An 18,013-nucleotide genomic window follows, 5' to 3' on the forward strand; every position below is an offset into this window, starting at 1 on the left:
TAACAGTGCTTGACACGGGGAATATTGCTGTGGCTATAGTTGCTCAGGCAGTCGTTGGGCTACTAAACAATCTTCCCCGGAGGGCAGTTACATGACCAGCACCGAGTCGGTTACCCGCGACTGGGACGGCCTGACCATTCCCGCCGCCGGCACCTACCTGCTGGACGCCGCGCACAAGCGGGTGGGCTTCGTCGCCCGGCACATGATGGTCAGCAAGGTACGCGGTGAGTTCGCCGATGCGACCGCCACCATCACCGTCGCCGAGGACCCGTTGCAGTCCGCGGTCACCGCCACCATCCAGGCGGCCAGCATCAACACCGCCCAGGCGGACCGGGACGGTCACCTGCGCAGCCCCGAGTTCCTCGACGTCGAGCAGTTCCCGACGCTGGAGTTCCGCAGCACCGCCGTGAAGTCCCACGACGGCAACGAGTTCGTCCTGCTCGGTGACCTGACCATCAAGGGTGTCACCCGTCAGGTCGAGCTGGAGGTCGAGTTCGAGGGCGTCGGCCGCACCCCGTTCGGCACCGACGTGTTCGGCTTCACCGCCAGCACCGAGATCGACCGCGAGGACTTCGGCCTGACCTGGAACGTCGCCCTGGAGACCGGTGGCGTGCTGGTCGGCAAGAAGATCAAGATCGAGATCGAGGGCGAGGCCATCCGCCAGGCCTGAGCCACCCCGTCGTCGGGCCCCCGCTCTCCACGAGCGGGGGCCCGACGCGTACGGGTGTGGATTGTCACTGACCGGCGGCAGCGCTACCCGGTGCCGGGCGACCCCCGCTGGGTAGTGAAGGCGGCAAGCGCATACCCGGTGGGCACTGGCCTCGGCGCGTGGGCGCTCTTACCGTTGTGGTTCACACTGCGCACCGGGACGCTCACCGTCCCGGGCGTCTCACGCCGGGAGGCAACAATGGGTAGGGACGTCGAGCAGGGCGCCTTCTCCCGAGAGGACCGGGTCCGCTACCGGCAGAAGGTACGGCGGTGCCTGGACGTCTTCGCGTTGATGCTCGACGACTTCGGCTTCGACGCCGACCGGCCGATGACCGGCCTGGAGATCGAACTCAACCTGATGGACCCGGACGCCGAACCGGCGATGCGCAACGACGAGATCCTCGCCGCGATCGCCGACCCGCTCTTCCAGACCGAGCTGGGGCAGTTCAACCTGGAGCTGAACGCGGCACCCCGACTGATCGAGGGGGCCGGGTTCGCCAACTACGAGACCGACCTGCGCAGCAGCCTCAACCGGGCCGACGAACGGGCGGCCAAGTCGGACGCCCGGATCGTCATGGTCGGCATCCTGCCCACCCTGACCGAGCAGCACCTGGTGGCCGACAACCTCTCCAGCAACGAGCGGTACCGGGTGCTCAACGACCAGATCGTCGGTGCCCGGGGCGAGGACATCGAGCTGGACATCCGGGGGGTGGAGCAGCTCCGTACCCACACCGACTCGATCGTGCCCGAGGCCGCCTGCACCAGCCTCCAGTTCCACCTCCAGGTGGCGCCGGACAGCTTCGCCGACTACTGGAACGCCTCCCAGGCCATCGCCGGGGTCCAGGTCGCCGTGGGCGCGAACTCGCCGTTCCTCTATGGCCGGCAACTCTGGGCGGAGACCCGGATCGCCCTGTTCCAGCAGGCCACCGACACCCGCCCGGACGAGCTGAAGGCCCAGGGGGTACGCCCCCGGGTGTGGTTCGGTGAACGCTGGATCACCTCGATCTTCGACCTGTTCGAGGAGAACGTCCGGTACTTCCCGCCGCTGCTGCCCATCTGCGCCGACGAGGACCCGGTCGAGGTGCTGCACGGCGGCGGCGTTCCGCAACTGTCCGAACTGCGGCTGCACAACGGCACCGTCTACCGCTGGAACCGCCCGGTGTACGACATCATGAACGGCCGGCCGCACCTGCGGGTGGAGAACCGGGTGCTGCCGGCCGGCCCGACCGTGGTCGACATGCTGGCCAACGCCGCCTTCTACTTCGGGCTGGCGCGCGGGCTGGCCGAGTCGGACCGGCCGATCTGGAGTCAGCTCACCTTCAGCTCCGCCGAGGAGAACTTCCACGCCGCCGCCCGACGGGGCATGGACGCGGTGCTGCACTGGCCCCGACTCGGCGAGGTGCCGGTCACCAAGCTGGTCCTCGACACCCTGCTGCCGAAGGCGGCCATCGGGCTGGACCGGTTCGGTGTCGCCCCCGCCGAGCGGGACCGCCTGCTCGGCATCATCGAGCAGCGTTGTCGTACCGGCCGCAACGGCGCAGTCTGGCAGACCGAGACGGTGTGGGCCGCGCAGCGGCACCGCAACCTGGACCGGGACGCGGCGCTGCACCACATGGCCAACCGGTACGCCGAACTACAACGCACCAACGAACCGGTCCACACCTGGCCGGTCGACTGATCCCGCTTCACCCCCCTGCCCCTTTACCCTCCCGCCCAGGCCATCCCGTTGCGCCCTGCCCAGCCCTGCCCTGCCCTGCCTAGCCCAGCCCCGCCTCTCCCAGCCCTGCCCGTCCCGCCCAGCCTGCCCGCCCGTCCCATTTCGCCCAGCCCAGCCCTGCCCGTCCTGCCTCGCCTAGCCCCGTCCGTCCGTTCGCCCGTCCCGTTTCGCCCAGGCCAGGCCAGCCTCGCCCTCGCCCTCGCCGCCGCGCCGACCCGTCTGGTGGCCGGGCGGACGGCTGGCCGACTGGTCGAGACTATTTATCGCGAAGGGCGTATGCCTGGCTGGCATATTTATGCCGCAGTGTCATATCCGCTTCGCGGGACGGTGTGCCCCGACGCGGAACGGTGGTGCACCGACGAGTCGGAAGGGCCGCGAGGGGACGCGGGCCGGAGAGGAACGGTGCATCCGGGAAGGTCAGGGGGTGCGGCGTCCGGAGCGGGGCCTCGGTACGGCGGGCGGGTCCGTCGGCAGGCCGGTCGGCGACCCGGTGCTCTGGTCCGGCGCGGAACCGGCGGACGGCCCACCGGCGGACGGCCCACCGGCGGACGGCCCACCGGCGGACGACCCACTGGTCGACGCAGCCGTCGGGGCGGCCCGACCCCGGCGAACCGGCCGAGCCCGTCCCACCGCCGAAGGCGTCGGCTCCCCACCCGAGGCGTCGGTCGGGGTGGCCGGGAGATCGGCACGCACGTCCATGTCGGCACGCGCGCCCGCGTCCATGTCGGCGCGGGCGTCGGGGTTGGCACGCGTGTCCACGTCGGCGCGGGTGTCCGGGTTGGCTCGCGCGGGCGGGTCCGCAGGGACGCCCAGGTTGGCGCGGGCGTCCGGGTCGGACGGTGGGACCGGGTCGGACGGTGGGACCGGGTCCGTGCCGGCCGGCCGGTCGTCCAGCTCGCCGGTGCGGGGGTGGGGCACCGGTGCCGTCGTCCGCGCGGCGGCGCGTCGCTCGGCCCGCTGGGCGAGTGAGGCCACCAGCACCGACCCGGCCGCACCGACGATGACCGCGTACGGCGCGACGAGGTGGGCCGAGACCTGGGCCGGCGAGATCGTGGCCAGTCGGGGGACGGCGAGGAAGTAGGCGACCGCGACGAGCAGCGGCCCGGCGGCACCGGAGACCACCGCACCGAGTCGCAGCTCCGCCGTCCGGGCGGCCCGCCGGGCGGCCAACGCGCCGATCAGCAGCGCCGAGCCCAGGGCCAGCAAGGCTCCCGGCCAGTAGAGATGGTCCCGCAACCAGAACCGGGGACTGTCCTGGGCGATCTGCCAGATGCCGAGCTGGGCGCTGGTCAGCCCCCGGCCGGCGAGCACCCCGTCGACGACGGAGACCACGGCCAGCAACCAGAGCCAGCCGACCGTGGCGATCACGTTCGTCGCGGCGGCCCGCGAGTGCAGCGTCCAGACCGTCACCACCAGCCCCATCAGTACGCCGACCCCGGCGTAACCGGCCGCGACGGTCTGCGGGGAGAAGGTGTCCGGTACGGAGGCGGCCCGGGACGGCACCGCGACCAGCAGCACCGTGATCAGCGCGCCGACCGCGCCCGCCACCGCGAGGGTGACCCGGTGCAGGGTGCCCCCGGCTTCGGCGTCCGCACCGCGTTCGTGCAGCCGTTGGGCGCAGACCGCGCCGGCGACGGTGGAGACGGCGGCGATCCAGGTCGCCCAGGCGAGACTGGCGAACCAGGACGGCTCGATGGCCCCGGTGTCGACCGGTGCCCAGTTGATGATGCCCAGGCCGTAGCCGAAGCCCAGTTGTGCGGCGCCCACGCCGGCGGCGACGCCGACCGCGGTGAGCACCGATCCTCCCCAGCCCCGTCCCGCCATGCCGGGACTGTAGCGTCCCCTGGTCGAGGCGGCGAGTCGGACGAGCACCGGAGCACGGCCGGTGACCGGTGGGCAGCGGCCGGTACCGTCTCGGGGACGAGGCGGGAGCGGCATGGACGACGAGTACACCGAACAGGACACTGCGGAACGCGACCGGCCGGGCCGGGGCAGGCTGCTGCTCGGCGGCACCCTGGCGACGGTGCTGCTGGCCGCGGTCGGCGGCACCGTGGGGTGGGTGCTGGCCGACCCCGGCACCCCGGAGACCGGTAGCACTCCGGCGGCAGCGGGCCCCGGACCGGCGAGCCCGTCCGAGGCACCGACCACCGCCCGACCGACCACCGCGCGGGCCACCACCACGCCGCCGCCCGCCGCCACCAGCGGTGGCCTGACCGTGCCCCGGCTGGTCGGTCTCGACTTCGAGAAGGCACGGGACGAGCTGCACGACCGGAAGCTCGGCTGGCGGTTGGTCTTCGGTGCCGGCTCCGGCCGGACGGTGACCCGAACCGTGCCCGCCCAGGACACGTCGGTCCGGCCGGGCACCACCGTGCGGGTCGAGGTCAGCGGGCCGGCCCCCGAGGTCGAGGTGCCGGACCTGGTCGGCGAGGACTGTGCGGACGCGGCCGACGAACTGGGCGACGTAGGGCTGTTCCCCCGCTATCCCACCGGCAACCGTGGTGAGGTCGTCGCCCAGGTGCCCGCGGCCGACGCGACCGCGCACTGGAACGACCAGGTGGCGATCTCCTGCGGCGGTGGTTCGACGCCGACCTCCGGGGTGACGCCGACGCCCTGACGGGCGGGTCGTCGTGCCGGTCCCGGTGGAGGACGGCGCAGACCGTTATCTTTGGTGGGCCGAGGGTCACGACTACCTGGCCGGCTGAGGGTCCCGACCCGGGGGGTCGGGGGCCGCTGCCGGGTGGCGAGAGGACGTGCGATGAGCGACGACCGCCAGGAGCCACCCGCCGACGACGCGACCCGCCCGCTGCCACGGCAGCCCGACGACGCGACCCGCCAACTGCCGCCGGCCCGGCCCGGGTCCGGTGGCCCGCCGCCCGCCGGCCCGCCGCCATCGTCCGGCCACACCGCCCGGCAGGAGCCGGTGGACGCGACCCGCCCGCTGCCGCCGACCGGGGCCGAGCCACCTGACCCGGTCGGCCCGCCCGTGTGGTCCGGGCGGGCCGGGGTGCCACCGCCGCGCGCGGACGACCCCCGGGAGCCGGCCGAGTGGTACGGCGAGGAGCAGCGCGACCGACGCTGGTGGACGCCCATCCTGCTGGGCGTACTCGCGCTGCTGCTGCTCGGGCTCGTCGGGGTGGGGATCTGGTTGGCCCTGCGGGCGGTGGATTCCCCGTCGGACGAGACCCCGACCCCACCGCCGACCGCCGTGCCGACCACCGGTGCCGCCCCGACCACCACCGCGCCGACCACCGGGCCGCCGACGACGCCACCGACCACCCCGCCGACGACCGGCCCGGCCGGAATCGCGGTGCCGCCGCTGGTCGGGCTCTCCCAGGAGACCGCGGAAAACCTGCTGGGCCGACTCGGCCTGTCCTCCCGGGTGCAGACGCGGGAGTCGGACCGGCCGCCCGGCACCGTCCTGGCCACCGACCCGGAGCAGGGCGAGCGGGTGTCGCCGGGGGACGAGGTGACCCTGGTGGTGGCCGTGGAGGCGTCGGCATCACCGACCGGGACCGGCACCGCCACGCCGACGGCCAGCCCCACCGGGTGACGGGTTCACCACCGTCTCGTCGGCGGTCGGCCCCTGCGGGGTTCCGTCGGCGCCACCCCCGCCGGCCGGGTTGCCCACCGGCTCGCCGAAGGACTCACCACATCCGGCGTCTCGCCGGGGGCTCACCATCCGGCGTCTCGCCGGGGCTCACCACATCCGGCGTCGGGTGCCCACCAGGCCCAGGCCGGCCAGGGAGATGGCCAGCCCGAGCAGGCCGGAGTAGAAGAGCGACTGGGCGACGGTCTGAGGGTCGTCGGAGGGGTGTCGAGGCTCGGCGAGCGTGGACGCACCGCCGCCCACGCCCGACTGCGCGCCGTGCGGTTCGACTGCTGCGTCGGGGCCGGGCCCGGCCGGTGCGTCGGGACCAGGGTCGGCCGGCGTGCCGGGACCAGGGTCGGCTGGTGCGTCGGCCGGCGTGCCGGGACCGGGGTCGACGGTCGGGGTGTCACCCCACTCGACCACGGTGATCTCGGGGGCCGGTACCGGCTCGGCGAGCCGGGTGGCCGACTCGGCCGGGTAGCGGGTCACCACCACGAGGGTGACGACCACGCCGATCAGGGCGAGCAGTCCGAAGGCGTATCGGATACGGGACCGGTGGTGCCGCCGCGCGGCGGGCAGATTGACCATGGCCATCCCAGGTTCAGGGGCCGGAACGCGCGGGGTGGAGACGTTCGCCGGGGTGGGCGTACCGATTCTATGGCGGCGGCACGCCCTCCGGCCGGGTAATCGGGGAGTCAGCCCACCGCGATCGGGGCGCGGTTGACCGGCCGACGCGACCGCGCGGTGTGCTGACGCGGGACGGTCGCCGGTCGGAGCTGGGTCAGCCCGGCCTGCTGGACAAAGATCGACCGGCGGCTGACCGCGTCTCCCGACGCGTTCAGCTGGTAGCCGTCGAGCCAGAGCCAGCCGTCGTACGTGGGCCAGTCGAGCACCCGGATCATCCGGAAGGTGATCGGCCTGAGGAACTGCACACTTGCGGTACGCGTCACGTGCAGAACGTCACCGGAGCGGGGAAGCACATGGGCTCCTGGGAGGGTATGGCCGGCGTCGCGGGCCGACCGGTGCGGAACGGGGGGACGAGATGCGGGTCCGGCGACGGGGTTGTGCCTCGCGGGCCGGTGCTCGGTGTGGTGCTGGTCGGGCCGTACCCGCTGGTGGTGGACCGCCACCCGACCATCACCCGGCTGCTCACGGGTGTTACCGCTCCCACCACCGCAGCCTCCGGGCGTGCAGCGGCGGGGTCATCAACCCGGGGCAGTTCTCGATGACACAACTGGTCCGGGGCACCCGCCCACCCGGCCTATCCCGGGGCGATGATCACACCGAGAGATCAGCCGAAAGCACTGAGTGATTCGAACCATACGGACAGACTGCATCAGCGTGATGCTGGATGCAAGTTGCACATAGTCTTTGCCGATACGGGAACCCCGACACATGAATCGGGCGCTTGATCACGCTGTCCCCAGGGCGGCACACTGGACGCCGGCTCCGCCCGACGCGGCCGGTCGGCGACCCGGCTCCACCCCTGCCGCGAATGATGCCCGCCGCCCGCGGTCGCGCCCCTGGCGGGTGTTCGGACACGGGCGCGATCGACCGGAGGTAACCGGGTGAGCGCGAGGCACCAGCTTTCCCCGTCAACGGGACCCGGGGCGACCCGATGAGCGAACGGCGGAGCCCCACCATCCGGCGTCGCCGGCTCGGTGCCGAGCTGCGTCGACTGCGGGACGGTGCCGGCATCACCATAGATGCGGTCGCCGAGCAGTTGGAGTGCTCCGCCTCCAAGGTCTCCCGGATCGAGACCGGTCACACCTCGGCGACCCCGCGCGACGTCCGGGACATGCTCCGCATCTACGGGGTGGTGGGCGCGGACAGCGAAGAGCTGGTGCAGATCGCCCGCGAGGCCCGGCAGAAGGGGTGGTGGCACCCGTACGGCGCCGTGCTCGTGGGGGCGTACGTCGGCCTGGAGGCGGCGGCAGGTGCCATCCGATCGTACGAGCAGCAGGTCGTTCCCGGTCTGCTGGTGACCGAGGAGTACGCCAGCGCGATGATCCAGGCGGCCCGTCCGGAGCTGACCGCCGACCAGGTGCAACAACGGGTGCGTGTCCGAATGGGCCGTCAGTCGTTGTTGACCCAGGATGATCCGGTCGATCTGTGGGCGGTGCTCGATGAGGCGGTGTTGAGGAGGCCGGTGGGCGGCGACGCGGTGATGCGTGGTCAGCTCAGGCGGTTGGTGGAGGTGGCCGAACTGCCGAACGTGACGTTGCAGGTCCTGCCCTTCGAGGTGGGAGCGCACGCCGGCATGGACGGGCCCTTCACGATTCTCAGATTTCCCGACTCGATGGATCCGGATGTCGTGTACGCGGAGAACGCCACGGGTGGGCTCTTCCTGGAGAAGAGCGACGAGCTGCAGAAGTACAACTCCATCTTCGATCAGATTCAGGCAGCGGCCAGGCGACCGGAGGAGTCCATCGCACACATCGCAGAACTGGCAGAGGAGCCGTTGTGGAAATGGCGACCAAGAGGTTCCCCGAGGACCTGACGCAGGCGACCTGGTTCAAGAGCTCGAAAAGCGGGCCGAACTGTGACAACTGCGTCGAGGTGGCTTACGTGATCGGGGCGGTCGGGGTACGGGACTCGAAGGACAAGACAGGTCCCGCCCTCGTTTTCGCCCCCGGGGAATGGAACGCCTTCGTCGCCGACGCTCGGAACGGCGCGTTCGGCCAACACTGACCAACGCAGCGTGGCGTTGACCGCGGGCCGGTCGGGGGACACTCCCCGGCTGGCCCGTCGCCACTTCCGCCCCGCGTCGTTGAACCCCTCGGTACGGCGCTGGTCGACGACCCGCCGCACGCGGCGACAACCGAGCGAGGCAGGCGAGACGCACATGACGACGATCGGCTCAGAGAACCTCACCAACGGCCCGGGCAGGACCGAACGCTTCGGCGGCAAATACCGCAGCGCACGACGCGACACGATGCTCACCGAGGTGGGTGCCGGCGACACCGAGTCGGGTCGCGACGGTGTCCCCGCGCCCGAGCAGGCCGGGTCGCCGCTGTCGCTGCCCTCGCTCGACCCGAACCCGCTCGCCGAGCCGTCGTTCCCGCCGGCCGGCTGGCCCACGGAGCCACCCGAGTCGCTGATCGACCACCCGCTGCTGCGCGGCCTGCTGCTGGAGTTGCCGCCGAAGGGGAGCATCCCGCCGCCCGGCTGGCTGGACCGGTGGTTCGAGGCGACCCGGGCAATCCTGGAACTGCTATACGTGCAGGGAGCTGGCCGCAGCCGGTGAGGCGGGCAGGCCGACCAGCGCGGGGCCGGTGCCCGGCAGCGTCCGCTCGGCGAGCCGGTTGTGCCGCAGGCCGTGGCGTACCCCGATGGCGAGAACGGCCAGCCCGCCGACGGTGAGCGCCACCCCGGTGACCCCGTTGCCGGCGCTCAGGCCCAGCCCGGCGGCGGAGAGCAGGCCCGGCACGGTGGCCAGCGCGGTCACCTGCGCCGGCAGGCCGACCAGCGGGTGCCCGGCGGCGGCCCGCAGGCCGTACGGCGCGGGGGTCTCCGGCGCGGCGGCGAACGCGCCCGCACCGGCCCGCAACCGGCGGACCCGGCGCACCGTGCAGACCGCCACCGCGAGCGCCGGGACGGCCACCAGCGGAAGTTGGCCGGCAGCCCGGTCGACCGGGGTGTCCCCGGCGCTGGTCAGCCCGACGGCCAGCACGGCCAGGGTCAGGCCGACACCGACGACGGAGAGGACGAGCAACCATCCGGTACGCCGCCGCAGGGCGCGGGCCCGGTCCAGCCGGGGGAGTCCGTCGGCCACGACGCCGGCGGCGAGCCAGACGGCGGCGATCGGCAGTAACACGATGAGATGCCCATCCATGGACACAGCCTTGCCCGCAACGGCGTACGGCGAATCCGGGGCGGGCCCCTGTTCCACCCCGACGCGCCCCCGTAGGGGTGACCGGTCAGCCCGTCACCACGACACCGGCCGGTCGTCCGGAGTGGACGCCTCAGACCGCGAAGGTGGCCGGTCGTTCGGTTGCCGGGGCCGGGGGACGGGCCTTCCACAGACCGGTCTTCTGGCCGGCCAGTCGGGTCAGGTAGGCCGGGTTGAGGATGACGTACCGCCGCCAGAGCCGCCTCGGCTCCAGGCCGAGCCGCCAGAACCACTCCAGGCCGGCCCGTTGCATCCACGGCGGCGGCTGCCGGAGCAGGCCCGCGTGGTAGTCGAAGGCCGCGCCGACGGCCATCAGCGGCATGTCCAGCAGGGGCCGCATCGCGTAGGTGAAGACCTCCTGGCGGGGGCAGCCCAGACCGACCAGGACGAGCCGGGCGCCACTGGCCCGGATCCGGTCGGCGATCTCGACGTCCTCGCCGGGCCCGACCGTGCGGAACTTCGACGGCTCCACCCCGGCGATCTTGAGGGCCGGGAACATCCGCTCCAGCGCCGGGATCAGCTTCGCCAGGGTCTCCTCGGTCGACCCGTACAGGTAGACCGGTAGGCCCTCCTCGGCGAAGCGGCGCAGCACGTGCAGGGTCAGCGTCGGGCCGTACACCCGGTCGGCCAGGCCGGCGTGGTGCAGCAGGTTGAGCGCCCAGCGCACCGGCTGCCCGTCCGGGGTGACCACGTCGAAGGAGTTGAGCCGGGCGTTGTGCGCCGGATCGAGCACCCCGGTCATCACCCCGTGCACGGCCAGCGCGGTCAGCGCCAACGGCCGGCGGTCCCGGGCCGCCGCGACGACCTGCTCGGTCGCGGAGGCGTAGTCGGTGGCGTCGACCAGGACGCCGAGGACGTTGCGCTTGCCCTGTGCGGTCATGCTCCCGGCACCCACTTGTCGACGTTGGCCTGGTAGATCTCCCGCATGATCATCGGTACGTCGTAGACCTGCTTCCAGTCCGGGTAGTCGGCCTGGAACGCCTCGTTCGAGCCGATCCACCACTTGTGGTCGCCGATCCGGTTCGCGTCGACGTACTCGGTGATCATCTCCTGGCCGGTGATCTGCGCGGCGAGCGTGAACGCCTCCCGGTTGGAGGTGTTGGAGTGCCGGCCGCCGCCCAGGTTGTAGACCGCCGCCGAGCGCGGGTCACGGAAGAACGCCTCGAACGCCGACACCACGTCCGAGCTGTGGATGGCGTCGCGGACCTGCTTGCCCTGGTAGCCGAAGATCTTGTAGGTGCGGCGTTCCATGTTGGCCCGCATCACGTACCCGAGGAAGCCGTGCAGCTCGGTCGCCGAGTGCGCCGGGCCGGTCAACGTGCCGCCCCGGAAACAGGCCGTCCGCATGTCGAAGTAGCGGCCGTACTCCTGCACCATCACATCGGCGGCGACCTTGGAGGCCCCGAAGACCGAGTGCAGGCAGGCGTCGATCGACATGTCCTCGCGGATGCCCTGCTCGTACGGGTGCCCCGGCGCGATCTCCCACCGGGTCTCCTGCTCCACCAGCGGCAGGCTGTTGGGCCGGTCGCCGTAGACCTTGTTGGTGGAGCAGTGGATCAGTGGCGCCCCGATGCAGTGCTCCCGCACGTTCTGCAGGATGTTGAGGGTGCCGACGGCGTTGACGTCGAAGTCGGTGAACGGGTCACGCACCGCCCAGTCGTGGGACGGCTGGGCGGCGGTGTGGATCACCACGGCGATGTCCCGGCCGTACCGGGCGAAGAGCTTCCCGAGGGTGTCCCGGTCGCGGATGTCGATGCTGTGGTGCGCGTACGCCGACCCCAGCTCGTCGGTCAGCCGCCGGACGTTCCAGGCGGTCGAGGCCTCGGCGCCGAAGAACTCCTGCCGCATGTCGTTGTCGATGCCGACCACGTCCAGGCCGAGCCCGGCGAAGTGCCGGACCGCCTCGGAACCGATCAGACCGCCCGACCCGGTCACCAACGCGACACTCACACGACACTCCTGGTCAGCTGGGAGGCTGGGAAAAACCACCGGAGCATAGCCTGACGTCCGGTACGCCCCGATACGAAGTGAGGGCCCCGCATCCTGCGGAGCCCTCGTCTGGTGGTGGGGATGGGGGGAGTTGAACCCCCACGTCCTTTCGGACACACGGACCTGAACCGTGCGCGTCTGCCATTCCGCCACATCCCCGTGGCACAACCTCGAACGCGGTGGCGCGTCGACCCCACCGTCTCCGGTGGGCCCGGAACATCCTACCCGGTCCTGCGGTCTCGCCTCGACCGGTTACCGTTCCTACGAGCGGTCACCCTTCGTGGCGGACGAAAGAGTAGCACGGTCGCAGGGGCCGCTCCGAACGGGCCGCCGCGCGGTGGCCGAGCGGCGCGCGAGCTGCATGCGCGCCGTCCAGATACCATCATGTCCTCGGGACCCGAGGAGGAGCCGGTGAGCGTGCTGCAACGCTTCGAGAAGCGTCTGGAAGGCCTGGTCGAGGGGGCCTTCGCCAAGGTCTTCAAAGGGGTGGTCCACCCCGTGGAGATCCTCAACGCCATGCAGCGGGAGGCCGAGGCGCACAAGGCCATCCTCGCTGGTGGCCGCACCCTGGTGCCGAACCGCTACGTGATCGATCTCTCCCCGTACGACCACAGTCGGTTGGCGCCGTACGCCGCCGCGCTGGCCCAGGAGCTGGCCCAGTCGCAGGCGGAGTTCATCGGCGAGCAGGCGTGGACGGTCTACGGCGACGTGATCGTCGAGGTGGAGCGGGGCGAGGGGCTGGACACCGGCATGTTCCGGGTCACCGCCGAGGTCTACACCGGCGGTGAGGTCGCCCCGGTGTCCTCGCCGGGCGGCTACGACCCCGGCCCGCCGGCCTACCCGGCGTACGACCAGGGCGGTGGCTACGGGCCGCCGCCGGGGCACGGTGGTGGCGCCCGCAACGTCCGGCTGGTCTCCGGTGACGGCCGCACCTATCCGTTGCAGATGGGCTCGACGGTGATCGGCCGTGGCGACCAGGCCAACCTGCGCCTGCCGGATGTCGGGATCTCCCGGCGGCACGCCCGGCTGGACTTCGACGGCGGCCAGGTGGTGCTGACCGACCTCGGGTCCACCAACGGCACCATGGTCAACGGCCAGCGGGTCTCGGCCGTCGCCCTCAATCCGGGCGACATGATCCAGCTGGGCACCACGACGCTGACCTTCCGCGTGGACGGCTGACCCGCCTTGCCGGAACTCGTCATCACGGTCGCCCGGTTCGGGTTCCTCATCCTGCTGTGGATCTTCGTGTTCACGGTGGTCGGTGTCATCCGTCGGGATCTCTTCGCCGGTGCCCGGTCGGGGCGGCTGGTGGCCGCCCCGCGGGGGGTCGGGGCCGCTACCCAGCAGCAGGCGGCGAAGCCGGCGAAGGCGAAGCGGGGTCGGGCGGCCCACCAGTTGGTGGTCACCGCCGGCCAGCTCGCCGGCACCCGGATCACCCTCGGTGAAGCGCAGATCACCATCGGCCGGGCCGAGGACTCCACCCTCGTCATCACCGACGACTACGCCTCCGCCCGGCACGCCCGGCTGGTGCCCCGCGACGGACAGTGGTTCGTCGAGGATCTCGGCTCGACTAACGGCACGTACCTCGATCGCGCTAAGGTCACCGGACCGACCCCCGTCCCCCTCGGCGTGCCGATCCGTATCGGCCGCACCTCTCTCGAATTACGGCCATGACTCTGACCCTGCGCTATGCGGCCCACAGCGACCGCGGTCTGATCCGAGACGGAAACCAGGACTCCGTCTACGCCGGGCCGCGGCTCCTCGCCGTCGCCGACGGCATGGGCGGCATGGCCGCCGGTGACGTCGCCAGCAACATCGTCATCGGTGCCATGGCGCCGCTCGACGAGGACGTCCCGGGGGACGCGCTCGTCGACGCGCTGCGATCGGCCGTGGGCACCGCCAACCAGCAGCTCCGCGACACCGTGGATGCCAACCCGCAGCTGGAGGGGATGGGCACCACGCTCACCGCGACCCTCTTCTCGGGCAGCAAGCTCGGCATGGTCCACATCGGCGACTCGCGGGCCTACCTTCTGCGCAACGGCGAGTTCGCCCAGATCACCAAGGACGACACCTACGTCCAGATGCTCGTCGACGAGGGACGGATCAGCGCGGAGGAGGCGAGCAGCCACCCCCAGCGCTCGCTGCTCACCCGCGCCCTCGACGGCCGGGACATCGACCCGGAATACAGTGTCCGGCAGGTGCTGCCCGGGGACCGCTACCTGATCTGCAGCGACGGCCTCTCCGGTGTGGTGAGCGCCGAGACCATCGGCGACAGCCTCCGGGAGTACACCGACCCGCAGCAGTGCGTCGAGCGGCTGGTGCAGCTCGCCCTGCGTGGCGGCGGCCCGGACAACATCACCGTGATCATCGCGGACGCCACCGACCAGGACATCGTCGAGGCGAGCCCGATCGTCGGCGGGGCCGCGGCCCGGGACCGGGGGATGGCCACCGCGGCCGACGACTCCACCCCGGCGGCCCGCGCGTCGGCGCTCTCCCCCCCGCGCCCGCCCGCGCCGGAGGAGCCTGCGACCAACCGGGACGACGACCCGGACCGCCCCCGTCGACCGCTACGCACCGTGGCGATGCTGGCGGCACTGCTGGTCATCCTCGGTGGCGGCCTCTTCGCCGGCTGGAGCTACACCCAGCGGCAGTACTACGTCGGGGCGACCGACAACGGGCAGCTCGCGGTCTTCCGCGGGGTGCCCGGTCAGGTCGCCGGCCTCGACCTGTCCAGCGTGCACTCGACCAGCCAGGCCAAGCTCGACGACCTCACCCTGGCTGCCCAGGAGCAGGTCAAGCAGGGCATCCAGGCCAAGAGCCGACCGGACGCGGTGCGCCGGCTGGCCGAGCTGACCAGCGAGGACCCGGCCAACCCCAACCTGAAGCCGGTCTGCCAGCCGGTGCCCTCCCTCGTCACCGGCTCCCCGGCGCCGGCGAACTCACCGGTGCCGCCGAGCCCCGGGGCGACCAGCCCCGGCGCGACCGGCGTGCCGGGCGTCACCGGCACCCCCACGCCGCCCACCACACCCGACGCCTCGGCCTCCGACGCGGTTCCGCCGGCCGGAGACCCGGCGGGCTGCCGGTCGCCCGAGTGACCGTCGGCTGAGATCCGAGGGACACCTCCTTGACCGCAGCGGCCCACCCGGTAGTCTCGCCCGCCACGACGGGCGAGCGGCCCGGCGTACGTTTGGCGCGGTCCCGGCGTAACGCCGAACTGTCCCTGCTGGTGCTGGCGATGGTGCTGGTGGCCGCGTACGGGGCGATCGTCGAAGCGAACCTGCTCGACACCGTCACCCGCGACTTCTGGATGCCGGCTGCCGCGCTGGGGCTGGTCTTCCTCGGCATGCACCTGGTGATCCGTTGGCTGGCACCGTACGCCGATCCGGCCCTGCTGCCGGCGGTGGCCCTGCTCAATGGCATCGGGGTGGGCTTCCTGCGTCGGCTCGACCTGGGCAAGGCCGCCCCCGCCGACCGGGAGACGCTGGCCATCTTCGCCGGCACCGGCGGTCGTCAGCTGGCCTGGACGCTGGCTGCGGTGATCCTGGCCGCCGGGCTGCTGGTGGTGATGCGCGACCACCGCGCGGTCTCCCGTTACGCGTACACCCTGGGGTTGGCCGGCATCGTGCTGGTGATGATCCCGGCGGTGCTGCCCGGCCGCTTCTCCGAGATCAACGGCGCGAAGCTGTGGATCCGGGTCGGCGGGTTCAGCATCCAGCCCGGTGAGTTCGCCAAGCTGGCGCTGCTCGTCTTCTTCGCCTACTACCTGGTCCGCAAGCGTGAGGTGCTGTCGCTGGCCAGCCGCCGCGTCCTCGGTATCGACTTCCCGCGCGGGCGGGATCTCGGCCCGGTGGTCGGGGTCTGGCTGATCAGCCTGCTGGTCCTGGTCTTCGAGAAGGACCTCGGCACCTCGCTGCTCTACTTCGGCATGTTCGTGGTGACGCTCTACATCGCCACCGAACGGGTCAGTTGGCTGTTGATCGGTCTGGTCCTCTTCTTCGGCGGGGCCTACCTCGCATACGTGCTCGGCGGCACCGTGGGCGGCCCGTTCGCCAACTTCTACACCCGCGCCGAGATCTGGCTCGACCCGTTCGCCGAGCCGTACGACCGGGGTTACCAGTTGGTGCAGGGGCTGCTCGGCCTGGGCAGCGGTGGCCTGTTCGGGTCCGGGCCCGGTGCCGGGGAGCCGCTGGAGATCCCCGAGGTGCAGAACGACTTCATCTTCGCCGGCATCGGCGAGGAGATCGGCCTGTTCGGGTTGACCGCGCTGCTGGTGGTCTACCTGCTCATCGTCGAGCGGGGGCTGCGGGCCGGGCTGGCGGTGCGGGACTCGTTCGGCAAGCTGGTCGCCGGTGGTCTCGCCTTCACCCTGGGGCTCCAGGTCTTCGTGATCGTCGGCGGGATCAGCAAGCTCATCCCGCTCACCGGTCAGACCACCCCGTTCCTGTCCGCCGGTGGTTCGTCGTTGATGGCGAACTGGCTGCTCATCGCGGTGCTGCTGCGCATCTCCGACGCCGCCCGGCGGCCGGTGAACCAGGGCGGTGGCCCGGCATCCCGCCCGGGTGGCGGCCCGCCGGAACAGTTGCACGGTGCTCCCACGGAGGTGATCCGCCCGTGAACGCGCCCCTGCGCCGCGTCGGCGTCGTCGTCATGGTCCTGTTCGGTCTGCTCTTCGCCAACCTGAACTGGATCCAGGCCTACAAGGCAGACGAATACCGCAACAGTGACTACAACGGCCGGGTCCAGGTGGCCGAGTACGAGCGACGGCGGGGCAACATCGAGGCCGGCGGCACCGCCGTGGCCACCAGCAAGGAGACCGGCGGCAAGCTGAAGTTCCAGCGCAGCTACCCGGCTGGGGCGAAGTACGCGCACGTGCTCGGCTACAAGCCGGTCAACCTGGGCGACACCGGCATCGAGCGGCTGGAGAACGACTTCCTCGCCGGCACCAGCGACGCCCTGCTCGGCAACCGGATCAAGGACATGTTCACCGGGGACGAGAGCGGCGGCGGCAACGTGCTGCTGAGCATCTCGAAGCGGGCCCAGGACACCGCCTACGAGCAGTTGCGCAACAACGACACCGGTGCGAAGCGGGGTGCGGCGATCGCCATCGATCCGCGTACCGGCGCGGTGCAGGCGCTCGTCTCGATGCCCGGCTTCGATCCGAACCCGCTCGTCGACCACGACACCAACGTGGCGGCGGCGGCCTACAACAAGTACGAGCAGGACCCGGAGGGCCCGCTGAAGAACCGGGCACTGTCGGAGGTCCTGCCGCCCGGCTCCACCTTCAAGATCGTGGTGGCCGCCGCCGCCCTGGAGAACGGGGTCGGCAAGGACACCGAGATCCCGGCCGGACCGAGCTGGACCCCGCCGACCTCGGGCGCACCGATCCGTAACGCCGCCCCGTCGATCTGCCCGGAGGCGCAGGTCACCCTGATGGACGCGGTCACCGAGTCGTGCAACACCGGTTTCGCCCAGCTCGGCGTGCGACTGGGCGCGGACACGGTGAAGGAGAAGGCCCGGCAGTTCGGCTTCGAGCAGGACGACCTCTCCGTCGGGCAGCTCGGCGAGGGGGGCCTGCCGGTGGCGGCCAGCCGGACCGGCGACATGCAGAACCCCGACGGCGGCACCGACCCCGCCGCGCTGGCGCAGTCCTCGATCGGCCAGAACAACGTCCGGATGACCCCGCTCCAGGGGGCGTTGATCGCCGGCTCGGTTGCCAACAAGGGCCGGCAGATGCGGCCCTACCTGGTCAAGCAGCTGCTCGGGCCGGACCGCACCACCAGCTACTACAACGCCCAACCCCGCGAGCTGCGGCAGCCGGTCAGCGGTCAGGTCGCCGACGACCTGCGCGACATGATGGTCAGCGTGGTGAAGAACGGCACCGGTCGCTCCGCGGACATCGACGGCTACACCGTCGGCGGCAAGACGGGCACCGCGCAGTCCGCGCCGGACCGGCCCGACCACGGCTGGTTCATCGGTTTCGCGCTGGACAAGAACGGCAACGCCGTCTCGGCGGTCTGCGTGGAGCTGGAGCAGGCGGGCAGCGGCGGCAGCGCCGAGGCGGCCCGGATCGGCGGCAAGATCATGCAGGCGGCCATCGCCGATGCGGGGGGCCGCTGAC

18 protein-coding genes and 1 tRNA gene are annotated in these 18,013 nt (G+C 71.9%); 12 read left to right on the forward strand and 7 right to left on the reverse strand.

Annotation, left to right across the window (positions count from 1 at the left end):
* Positions 1 to 91 precede the first annotated feature (91 nt).
* Positions 92 to 670: a YceI family protein gene (locus GA0070216_RS30490; protein ID WP_091253327.1), complete on the forward strand. Its 579-nt coding sequence runs from the start codon at positions 92 to 94 to the stop codon at positions 668 to 670.
* Between the two features lie 237 nt (positions 671 to 907).
* A complete protein-coding gene (locus GA0070216_RS30495; RefSeq protein ID WP_091253329.1) occupies positions 908 to 2,386 on the forward strand; it encodes a glutamate-cysteine ligase family protein in 1,479 nt (492 codons plus the stop codon).
* 456 nt (positions 2,387 to 2,842) lie between these two features.
* Here GA0070216_RS30495 and GA0070216_RS30500 read toward each other — a convergent pair whose 3' ends face one another.
* The gene (locus GA0070216_RS30500; protein ID WP_141723247.1) at positions 2,843 to 4,249 is read right to left on the reverse strand and encodes a hypothetical protein; all 1,407 of its coding nucleotides are present in this window, start codon (positions 4,247 to 4,249) and stop codon (positions 2,843 to 2,845) included.
* A 112-nt stretch (positions 4,250 to 4,361) separates the two neighbouring features.
* Here GA0070216_RS30500 and GA0070216_RS30505 point away from each other — a divergent pair, with 112 nt between their 5' ends.
* Entirely contained in the window at positions 4,362 to 5,039 is a 678-nt protein-coding gene (locus GA0070216_RS30505) for a PASTA domain-containing protein (RefSeq protein WP_091253337.1), read from the forward strand.
* 141 nt (positions 5,040 to 5,180) lie between these two features.
* Positions 5,181 to 5,975, forward strand: coding sequence for a PASTA domain-containing protein (locus GA0070216_RS30510; RefSeq protein ID WP_091253339.1), 795 nt, complete (start codon positions 5,181 to 5,183; stop codon positions 5,973 to 5,975).
* A gap of 147 nt (positions 5,976 to 6,122) precedes the next feature.
* On the opposite strand, the gene GA0070216_RS30515 is transcribed toward GA0070216_RS30510, so the two are convergent.
* On the reverse strand, positions 6,123 to 6,608 hold the full coding sequence (locus GA0070216_RS30515) for a hypothetical protein (protein WP_091253340.1): 486 nt from the start codon (positions 6,606 to 6,608) through the stop codon (positions 6,123 to 6,125).
* A 101-nt stretch (positions 6,609 to 6,709) separates the two neighbouring features.
* Positions 6,710 to 6,994, reverse strand: coding sequence for a hypothetical protein (locus GA0070216_RS30520; protein WP_091253341.1), 285 nt, complete (start codon positions 6,992 to 6,994; stop codon positions 6,710 to 6,712).
* Positions 6,995 to 7,632: 638 nt separating this feature from the next.
* On the opposite strand from GA0070216_RS30520, the gene GA0070216_RS30525 reads away from it, so the two are divergent.
* The 3 genes from GA0070216_RS30525 to GA0070216_RS30535 all read left to right on the forward strand — a co-directional run bounded on the left by GA0070216_RS30525 (position 7,633) and on the right by GA0070216_RS30535 (position 9,261).
* On the forward strand, positions 7,633 to 8,514 hold the full coding sequence (locus GA0070216_RS30525; RefSeq protein WP_091253342.1) for a helix-turn-helix domain-containing protein: 882 nt from the start codon (positions 7,633 to 7,635) through the stop codon (positions 8,512 to 8,514).
* The gene (locus tag GA0070216_RS30530; RefSeq protein ID WP_091253343.1) at positions 8,484 to 8,705 is read left to right on the forward strand and encodes a DUF397 domain-containing protein; all 222 of its coding nucleotides are present in this window, start codon (positions 8,484 to 8,486) and stop codon (positions 8,703 to 8,705) included. The genes GA0070216_RS30525 and GA0070216_RS30530 overlap by 31 nt, the downstream gene beginning before the upstream one ends.
* Positions 8,706 to 8,859: 154 nt before the next feature.
* Complete coding sequence (locus GA0070216_RS30535) at positions 8,860 to 9,261, forward strand: hypothetical protein (protein ID WP_091253344.1); 402 nt, start codon at positions 8,860 to 8,862, stop codon at positions 9,259 to 9,261.
* On the opposite strand, the gene GA0070216_RS30540 is transcribed toward GA0070216_RS30535, so the two are convergent.
* From GA0070216_RS30540 to GA0070216_RS30555, 4 genes are all read right to left on the reverse strand, one after another.
* On the reverse strand, positions 9,229 to 9,849 hold the full coding sequence (locus tag GA0070216_RS30540; protein WP_245722841.1) for a hypothetical protein: 621 nt from the start codon (positions 9,847 to 9,849) through the stop codon (positions 9,229 to 9,231). The two genes, GA0070216_RS30535 and GA0070216_RS30540, sit on opposite strands and share 33 nt — an antisense overlap.
* A gap of 130 nt (positions 9,850 to 9,979) precedes the next feature.
* Positions 9,980 to 10,786: a WecB/TagA/CpsF family glycosyltransferase gene (locus GA0070216_RS30545; protein WP_091253434.1), complete on the reverse strand. Its 807-nt coding sequence runs from the start codon at positions 10,784 to 10,786 to the stop codon at positions 9,980 to 9,982.
* Positions 10,783 to 11,856 (reverse strand): NAD-dependent epimerase/dehydratase family protein, encoded by a 1,074-nt coding sequence (locus GA0070216_RS30550; protein WP_091253345.1) that lies wholly within the window; start codon positions 11,854 to 11,856, stop codon positions 10,783 to 10,785. Before GA0070216_RS30550 ends, GA0070216_RS30545 begins: the two co-directional genes overlap by 4 nt.
* Positions 11,857 to 11,968: 112 nt before the next feature.
* Positions 11,969 to 12,054, reverse strand: a tRNA-Leu gene (locus GA0070216_RS30555).
* A gap of 225 nt (positions 12,055 to 12,279) precedes the next feature.
* On the opposite strand from GA0070216_RS30555, the gene GA0070216_RS30560 reads away from it, so the two are divergent.
* Genes GA0070216_RS30560 through GA0070216_RS30580 form a run of 5 tightly spaced genes read left to right on the forward strand, consistent with a single transcriptional unit; the run spans position 12,280 to position 18,012 of the window.
* A complete protein-coding gene (locus GA0070216_RS30560; RefSeq protein ID WP_091253346.1) occupies positions 12,280 to 13,074 on the forward strand; it encodes an FHA domain-containing protein in 795 nt (264 codons plus the stop codon).
* A gap of 6 nt (positions 13,075 to 13,080) precedes the next feature.
* Positions 13,081 to 13,569 (forward strand): FHA domain-containing protein FhaB/FipA, encoded by a 489-nt coding sequence (locus GA0070216_RS30565; RefSeq protein WP_091253347.1) that lies wholly within the window; start codon positions 13,081 to 13,083, stop codon positions 13,567 to 13,569.
* Positions 13,566 to 14,990, forward strand: coding sequence for a PP2C family protein-serine/threonine phosphatase (locus GA0070216_RS30570; protein WP_091253348.1), 1,425 nt, complete (start codon positions 13,566 to 13,568; stop codon positions 14,988 to 14,990). The genes GA0070216_RS30565 and GA0070216_RS30570 overlap by 4 nt, the downstream gene beginning before the upstream one ends.
* Positions 14,991 to 15,019: 29 nt before the next feature.
* Complete coding sequence (locus GA0070216_RS30575) at positions 15,020 to 16,510, forward strand: FtsW/RodA/SpoVE family cell cycle protein (protein WP_091253349.1); 1,491 nt, start codon at positions 15,020 to 15,022, stop codon at positions 16,508 to 16,510.
* Positions 16,507 to 18,012, forward strand: coding sequence for a peptidoglycan D,D-transpeptidase FtsI family protein (locus GA0070216_RS30580; RefSeq protein ID WP_091253352.1), 1,506 nt, complete (start codon positions 16,507 to 16,509; stop codon positions 18,010 to 18,012). The genes GA0070216_RS30575 and GA0070216_RS30580 overlap by 4 nt, the downstream gene beginning before the upstream one ends.
* Position 18,013 lies beyond the last annotated feature (1 nt).

Source organism: Micromonospora matsumotoense, assembly GCF_900091525.1.
In the GTDB taxonomy this organism is placed as follows: domain Bacteria; phylum Actinomycetota; class Actinomycetes; order Mycobacteriales; family Micromonosporaceae; genus Micromonospora; species Micromonospora matsumotoensis.

Excerpts from the sequence above, each read along its gene's own strand:
- GA0070216_RS30510 (WP_091253339.1), top strand. The coding sequence starts at position 5,181 with ATGAGCGACGACCGCCAGGAGCCACCCGCCGACGACGCGACCCGCCCG.
- GA0070216_RS30535 (WP_091253344.1), top strand. The coding sequence starts at position 8,860 with ATGACGACGATCGGCTCAGAGAACCTCACCAACGGCCCGGGCAGGACC.
- GA0070216_RS30490 (WP_091253327.1), top strand. The coding sequence starts at position 92 with ATGACCAGCACCGAGTCGGTTACCCGCGACTGGGACGGCCTGACCATT.
- GA0070216_RS30515 (WP_091253340.1), bottom strand. The coding sequence starts at position 6,608 with ATGGCCATGGTCAATCTGCCCGCCGCGCGGCGGCACCACCGGTCCCGT.
- GA0070216_RS30505 (WP_091253337.1), top strand. The coding sequence starts at position 4,362 with ATGGACGACGAGTACACCGAACAGGACACTGCGGAACGCGACCGGCCG.
- GA0070216_RS30525 (WP_091253342.1), top strand. The coding sequence starts at position 7,633 with ATGAGCGAACGGCGGAGCCCCACCATCCGGCGTCGCCGGCTCGGTGCC.
- GA0070216_RS30530 (WP_091253343.1), top strand. The coding sequence starts at position 8,484 with ATGGCGACCAAGAGGTTCCCCGAGGACCTGACGCAGGCGACCTGGTTC.
- GA0070216_RS30495 (WP_091253329.1), top strand. The coding sequence starts at position 908 with ATGGGTAGGGACGTCGAGCAGGGCGCCTTCTCCCGAGAGGACCGGGTC.
- GA0070216_RS30570 (WP_091253348.1), top strand. The coding sequence starts at position 13,566 with ATGACTCTGACCCTGCGCTATGCGGCCCACAGCGACCGCGGTCTGATC.
- GA0070216_RS30500 (WP_141723247.1), bottom strand. The coding sequence starts at position 4,249 with ATGGCGGGACGGGGCTGGGGAGGATCGGTGCTCACCGCGGTCGGCGTC.
- GA0070216_RS30560 (WP_091253346.1), top strand. The coding sequence starts at position 12,280 with ATGTCCTCGGGACCCGAGGAGGAGCCGGTGAGCGTGCTGCAACGCTTC.
- GA0070216_RS30540 (WP_245722841.1), bottom strand. The coding sequence starts at position 9,849 with ATGGATGGGCATCTCATCGTGTTACTGCCGATCGCCGCCGTCTGGCTC.
- GA0070216_RS30545 (WP_091253434.1), bottom strand. The coding sequence starts at position 10,786 with ATGACCGCACAGGGCAAGCGCAACGTCCTCGGCGTCCTGGTCGACGCC.